The organism is Streptomyces phaeofaciens, assembly GCF_014648915.1.
Lineage (GTDB): Bacteria > Actinomycetota > Actinomycetes > Streptomycetales > Streptomycetaceae > Streptomyces > Streptomyces phaeofaciens.
Genome location: NZ_BMSA01000102.1, coordinates 1 through 525 on the forward strand (window position 1 = coordinate 1; position 525 = coordinate 525).

The 525-nt window shown below is 66.9% G+C and carries 1 protein-coding gene; it reads right to left on the minus strand.

Going from position 1 to position 525, the window contains the following annotated elements; translation table 11 throughout:
• Nucleotides 1-525, minus strand: a 525-nt coding sequence (rpoA, locus tag IE275_RS45735) for a DNA-directed RNA polymerase subunit alpha (RefSeq protein ID WP_189718612.1), incomplete at both ends; no start/stop codon positions are given.

A 525-nucleotide genomic window follows, 5' to 3' on the forward strand; every position in this document is an offset into this window, starting at 1 on the left:
CCAGCGTCTTGCCGGCGGAGGCCATGGCGTCACGCGGACGCATCGCCTGCTTGGTCTCGACGTCGACGATCAGCTTGTCGAAGTCGGTGCGCTGCTCGACACGCGTGGCCTCGACCTTGTACGTGACCTTGAGCACCGGCGAGTAGATCGAGTCGACCGGGATGCGCCCGATCTCCTGGCCGATCTGCTTGTTCTGCACGGCGGAGACGTAACCGCGGCCACGCTCGACCGTGAGCTCCATCTCCAGCTTGCCCTTGCCGTTGAGCGTGGCGAGGACGAGGTCGGGGTTGTGCACCTCGACACCGGCCGGGGGCGCGATGTCGGCGGCGGTGACCAGACCCGGGCCCTGCTTGCGCAGGTACATCACGACCGGCTCGTCGTGCTCCGAGGAGACGACCAGCTGCTTGATGTTGAGGATCAGGTCGGTGACGTCCTCCTTGACGCCCGGCACGGTGGTGAACTCGTGCAGCACGCCGTCGATACGGATGGACGTGACCGCCGCACCCGGGATCGAGGAGAGGAGGG